Genomic DNA, 6000 nt, shown 5'->3' with positions numbered 1-6000 from the left:
AATTTCACCATTTTCAATTTCGGTAATTTGATATAACCATGAAATAACATAATATTTCCGTTTACTCGATTCGTTGTATAAGATTTTCTACTTTTTCTACTTTTGAATGTAGGAAAATCACTTTGTCCACTAAAAAAATTCTTATAGGCAGTTTGCAAGTTTAATTGAGCGTTAGCCAACGCTAAGGAATCGACTTCTTTCAACCATTCATACTGCGCCTTGTATTTCGCAGGAGTAGGGAATTTTTGTTTCTTTAGCTCTTCCTTGTTCTCTTTGTATGTTTCGTATATTTCTTTCCGCTCAGCCAGCATTTTATTATACACAAAGCGTACACACCCGAAAGTTTTACGAATGAGATGTGCTTGTTCTTCTGTTGGATACAGACGAAATTTGTACGCCTTATTATACTTTGTCATATCCATTCATCTCACTTTTCGCTTCATTTCCCATAAGCTATGACGGTGATCACACAACCTGAACAATAACATGATTATTATCTACTTTCATTGTTATACCAAACTTTACCTCTTATAAGACTGCGTATATCAGAGGCGAAATAAATAGGAAAATCAAATGTTTGGCTACGCCAAACCGAAATTCATCTCCCACCTACCGCTAGACTATCGTCTTTCACACGCCCCAGGAAGGAGACTTCTTTCGGATAATGCGTTAAAAATGGAAAAACTATTTTTCTTTTTTCCATGATATTCGAAATTCCCCACCATGTTCTTCCGTTTTAATTTTAACCTTATATGTATCATCCTTAGTTACTTTAATATTTTTTTCGCCTTCGCCACTATTCAACTTTAGTATTGTATTATCATTTGAATCCACAACATAAGCAATTATAGTTCCTTTTTTAGTTTTATCATCAAAAGAAAATATCCAATTCTCACCTTTTTTAACTTTCCTATCTTGAGTTGCAGATCCAGTAAATTTTCTATAATCCCCAGATATACTACCAGATACACTATCTGAAGAACCATGAACTTTACCACCAACGATAGTTCCTTCTCTTGTAAAACAACCACTAAGAATTACTAAACACAAAACAAATAAAATTGTATTTCTAAAAATCCCCAACATCATTACCCCTTTTCTAAAACCATAAAGAACGTACTATCCGGTAGCGCAACCGTATTCCCAGACTCATCTTGAAACTCGATTTTCTCGCTAAGATGGTTTGTATATCCATCCTGCAAATAGTTCATAGCTTGAATGATGTTTACTTTATCTCCAAAGATACCCTTTACGAAATCCTTATAGTCGTTTGGCGTAAAGATTCCAAACTGCTCCTGCACCTCATGAACGAAGGAATCCTCACCCCAGGTATACGTATATAAGAACTCCATTGCATCATTAACAGGCATTTTGACTGTATTGTCTGCAAGTACCTCATACTGGATTATACGACCCTTAAATTGATGGACATACTGCTCTAAGAACTTCATTCCGCCCGCATCTTTAAAACGAATCACACGCATTAACCTTTTATCTTCGGTCATGATGCCATCACGAATGATAATACGACCTCCCGGCTTTAACACCTCGTAGGCACTCTGCAGACCCTTTTTAATTACTTCAAGATTGAATTTCTTACCTTCATACTCGATATAAGAGAACAGCTCATGAAGGATAGATGAATATACAATCGTATCAACCGATTCTTTATCAAACGAGCTGCTTAAGTTGATTGCATCCCCTTTAATGACGTCCCAAGAACGACCCTCGTTTTGCTTCTTCTTTTTCAACGTATCAATCACGTTTTCGGAAATATCGATACCGTAGATTCGTTTATCCTTGTTCGCTTCTTCAATCATGTCTAGCATGACACCACCACCGGCTCCGACATCTACAACCGTATCTCCCTTTATATATTCAAGAATAATTCGTTTATCATCAGCCGAACTATTCATATGCTCCAGATACACTTCTTCGTTATGGAATCTATCATACGCATCCTTACGTAACCCGAAGAAATCAAACAGCAGCACATTTGCCCGAGCATGCATCATATCTACCTTTTCTGCCTCTACACAGAAGGTAATTAACGCCTCACCTACAGCAGAAAACTGAAACGACACATACGCAGTCTTCATATCTTCATCGACTTTAACCTCAAAGGAAACATGCGTTGTATCGGGTTTCTCGTTCTCACGGTACTCCCGTAGATATTTCTCAATAACCCGCTTACGATACACATTGTCCTTCTTCTCGCCTTTGAAATCATAGTGCAACTGCTGCATCAATTTCTCGAAATGGATATGCTGAACCTTTCCAGTGCCTATCTCGTTCTTTAACATAACAAAAACTGTCCAGATATCCTCGAAGCTAAGAGCATGCATAGACGGTTCTACATACCACAAATCCTTATCAGATAAGAAGGTTTGAACACCACTCTTCTCGCTCCCCATAATTATATCTTTTTCAAATGCTGACTCCTTATGTTTTGGCGTAAGTCTATGTATGCGAGAAGTAAATGGTTCCACATAGCCATCAAACAGACCATCAATTGTAATCTTCACATTGTCCTTTACTTCACTCCACAAAGATTTTGATACGCCCTCAATAATACAATGGTTAAGATAGTATAGAATCTCCTTTAACCTACCGTCTCCGTACTCTTCTCTATACGTGTTAATCAAATCAATATGAGAGTCCAAACGAGCCTCACCGCGGATATACTGCCCAATTAATCCATGTGTTCTAATTAAATCTCGAACAAACAAATACTCAGTAGAGTTTAAGTTTGTCTCTAAACGTTCGATAAACTGAATATCACTAAAGATATCCGCAGAACCCTCGTTATGTACCAATAGGTTAATCCCGTTTTTTTCCCATTGCTCCCGCTGTTTTAAAGAACCTACCTTTGCAAGCTCACTATACGTTAGTACCTTTTCAATAATGCGATACGCTTCTTCATCTAAAGACAACCCCTCTAACACTTGCAGCGTACAGTGTACATAGTACAACACCGCATCTGTCTTTAATGCACCAAGTACCTGTACATTCTCATAGTTTTGATGTATCTCTTCTGCCTCGATTAGATGCTTTAACCACGTAGGGAGAGCATCAGAAAACCCTTCAATGTATTTATTTAGAACTTCAATGTTTTTCAACGTATTTCCCCCTCGATGATACGGACTATATATATTCATGGATAACCATTTTAATTATATCTATTTCTCCCCCTGTCTGTTTGTCATTTTAAATACTTTTTTTAAATCTTATTCTTTAACGAGTTTTATGTAGAATACCGAGGTAATAAATAAAAGAATAGTCAATGACTATTCTTTTATCAGAGTGTTGGGAAACTTTACTTTTAAAAGTAAGGTTTTTTATTTACTTCTTATCGATATAAGCATTTTTATAAGTATAAACACCACCAAATTGATGCTTTTCAATTCCCTTTACATAATCCTTTTGTACATATGCTGAACCAATATGATAAAGCGGTGCCACAGCAGCATCTTCTAATAAGACCTGCTCAGCTTCTAACAATACTATCCATCGTTTCTCTGGTTCTAGTACAAAATCAGTTTTTGCTTTCTTTATTAATTCATCGTAACGAGAATTGGAGTAATTCATTTTATTATTTGGATTACCCGTCGTAAATAGCTCTAAGTAACTAATTGGGTCTTTATAGTCAGGTCCCCAATTTGCCATAGTTATATCGTAATCACCTGTTTGTTCTAACTGTAACTTTTGTTTAAATGGCTGCTGTTTAATTTGTAGCGTTAATCCAGGCAAATCCTTTTCTAAGTCACCTTTTATATATTCTGCCATACGTTTTGCATTATCTTGTTCATACGTTAAAAACTCGAGGTTTACTTCGTCTACTCCAAGCTCTTTTTTCGCTTCATCCCAAACCTTTTGCGCAGTTTGTAAATCATATGAAGAAATATTTCCGTTTTCTTTTCTAAAATCTTTTCCAGTCTTTTCATTTATATGACCAACTGGTACAAGTCCACTTGCAGGTTTTGCCCCGTTATTAATAAAGTGAGCAACAAAATCTTCTTTATTTAACGCAAATGAAATGGATTGACGAACTTTTTTATTGGCTAACGCCGTATTTTTTTCATTAAAACGTAGCATAGCAATTCCAGGATCACTCGACATGTGTAATTCCTTATTCCCTTTATACTTGTCTACAAATTGTGAATTAATAGGTACTCGGTCCAAATCACCAGCTTCATATAAATTCACAGCCGTCATTGTGTCTTTTACAATATGAAAGTTTATTTCGTCTAACTTCACTTTCTTTTCATCCCAATATGTATCATTTTTCTTCAATTGAAATTCTTGTTCATGCTTCCATTTCTCTAATACAAATGGGCCGTTATATATGAGATTACTAGGTTCCAATGCATAATTCTTTCCTTGTTCTTTCAAAAACGATTCATGTTGTGGCAAGTATATAGGTAACGCTAACACCTGTAAAAAATACGGAATTGGCTGTTCTAGTTCCACTTCTAACGTATAATCATTTATAACTTTAACCCCAAGTTCATCAAGCGGCATTGTTCCTTTATTTATTTCCTTCGCATTTTTCACATAAAAGAGCATGTATGCATATTGAGACGCTGTTTCATGACTTACCGCTCGTCTCCACGCAAACATAAAATCATTTGCTGTTACATTATCACCATTTGACCATTTTGCATCTTTGCGCAACTCAAATGTATATTTTTTACCATCTTCACTTCTTTTAAACGATTTTGCTACTGCTGGAATAGGATGATCTTGATCATCTAGCACATACAATCCTTCAAATATGTTTTGCATAACATGTGCTGATGTACCATCCATCGTTTTCGCAGTGTCAAGGGAAGGAATTTCTTCTGATACTGTTACATTTAACACTTGTTTTTTAGCCTCTGTGTCACTTTTAATCGTTTTATTATTACAAGCTGTTAAAAATAAAGATGTAACAAGTGCCATTACCATTAAATGGCTCGTTTTTCGTTTCATGAATTGTTCTCCTTAGAAATAAAATGTTATAAAACGTTATATTTTGTTGCTTTGATTATAATAAATCATTATACATTATAAGTGGTTATTTATTAATATTTTATCAAGGGACATATTAGCGATATTTTATGTCTATTTCGTATAGGTGTTAGCAAGTTCGCTTGCAAACTTGTTAGCACTTTTTTATACGTACTAAAAATTAAAATTTGTCATTAGAATGGCTTGAACAAACAGTTAAAATGATAAAACAAACATTAAAAAATAATTAGTAAAAATTGACCGCCCGTAATAGGTGGTCTTTTGTTCATATTACTTCACATACGCATTACTAGCCGTAATGTAGTCTGTATTCCCTTTCGAATTGTGTACTTTATATTGCGGTGAGCCGTTAACGTCAACTTTACTACTTTTTTCCCTAAAGATTGAAATACGTAACAAATCGTAGACAATATAAATGAGGCATACAGCAATAAAATTCACATGGGTGGTATTACTAATATCTATGATGAAATAGGGATAGATGGTCTACCTATTCGTTTGTTTTTAGATGATAATGGTAAAATTATTTCTGCATTTCCAAGACAAGGTCGATAATTTAATTTTTGAAGGAGAAAATAATATGGATTACAAATTTGAGTTACTTAGTACAGGTAGTTTAGCTATTAGACTACCAAAGGAATTCGATATTTTAGAAGCTTTTTTAAATGTAGAGGTATCTGCATTCGGTGATTGGATAGCAGAAACTGTAGATAAAGTTTTAAATAAAGAAAGTGATCATGAAAAAATAAGTGCGAATATTTTTGGAGCAGATGTTCGAAGAGATAAAACTTTTATATTTAATAAGTATGATGAAAATGAGATTGAAATCCCTCTTGAAATAGAAACTATTACATTACGAAATCTAATAGATATTTGGTTAAATGAGCACACAAAATTGAAAACCGAAAAAAATAACAAGTAAATAATGTTACATACAGCGCGAAAAAGGCCGCCTGTAATAGGCCATATCCATCAATTTGTCCCTCTTTT

Annotated in this window: 5 protein-coding genes and 1 pseudogene; 1 reads left to right on the top strand and 5 read right to left on the bottom strand. The window is 34.7% G+C overall.

Annotated features, from left to right (window positions below; translation table 11 throughout):
• The 5 genes and pseudogenes from ACQKNI_RS07810 to ACQKNI_RS07790 form a co-directional block, all read right to left on the bottom strand.
• On the bottom strand, positions 1-416 hold a 416-nt coding region (locus ACQKNI_RS07810; protein WP_427282300.1), incomplete at its 3' end, for a helix-turn-helix domain-containing protein.
• A 268-nt stretch (positions 417-684) separates the two neighbouring features.
• Complete coding sequence (locus ACQKNI_RS07805; protein WP_098883093.1) at positions 685-1086, bottom strand: hypothetical protein; 402 nt, start codon at positions 1084-1086, stop codon at positions 685-687.
• Positions 1087-1088: 2 nt separating this feature from the next.
• The gene (locus ACQKNI_RS07800) at positions 1089-3119 is read right to left on the bottom strand and encodes a class I SAM-dependent methyltransferase (RefSeq protein WP_141524824.1); all 2031 of its coding nucleotides are present in this window, start codon (positions 3117-3119) and stop codon (positions 1089-1091) included.
• Positions 3120-3342: 223 nt separating this feature from the next.
• A complete protein-coding gene (locus ACQKNI_RS07795; protein ID WP_098883094.1) occupies positions 3343-4971 on the bottom strand; it encodes a peptide ABC transporter substrate-binding protein in 1629 nt (542 codons plus the stop codon).
• 309 nt (positions 4972-5280) lie between these two features.
• Positions 5281-5376: pseudogene (locus ACQKNI_RS07790) on the bottom strand (N-acetylmuramoyl-L-alanine amidase); the annotation flags it as partial.
• A gap of 214 nt (positions 5377-5590) precedes the next feature.
• Here ACQKNI_RS07790 and ACQKNI_RS07785 point away from each other — a divergent pair.
• Positions 5591-5932, top strand: coding sequence for a hypothetical protein (locus tag ACQKNI_RS07785; RefSeq protein ID WP_098252686.1), 342 nt, complete (start codon positions 5591-5593; stop codon positions 5930-5932).
• Positions 5933-6000 lie beyond the last annotated feature (68 nt).

It is taken from the genome of Bacillus sp. NPDC094064, assembly GCF_050279585.1.
Classification (GTDB): Bacteria; Bacillota; Bacilli; order Bacillales; family Bacillaceae_G; genus Bacillus_A.
This window is presented reverse-complemented; position numbering and strand designations above follow the sequence as displayed.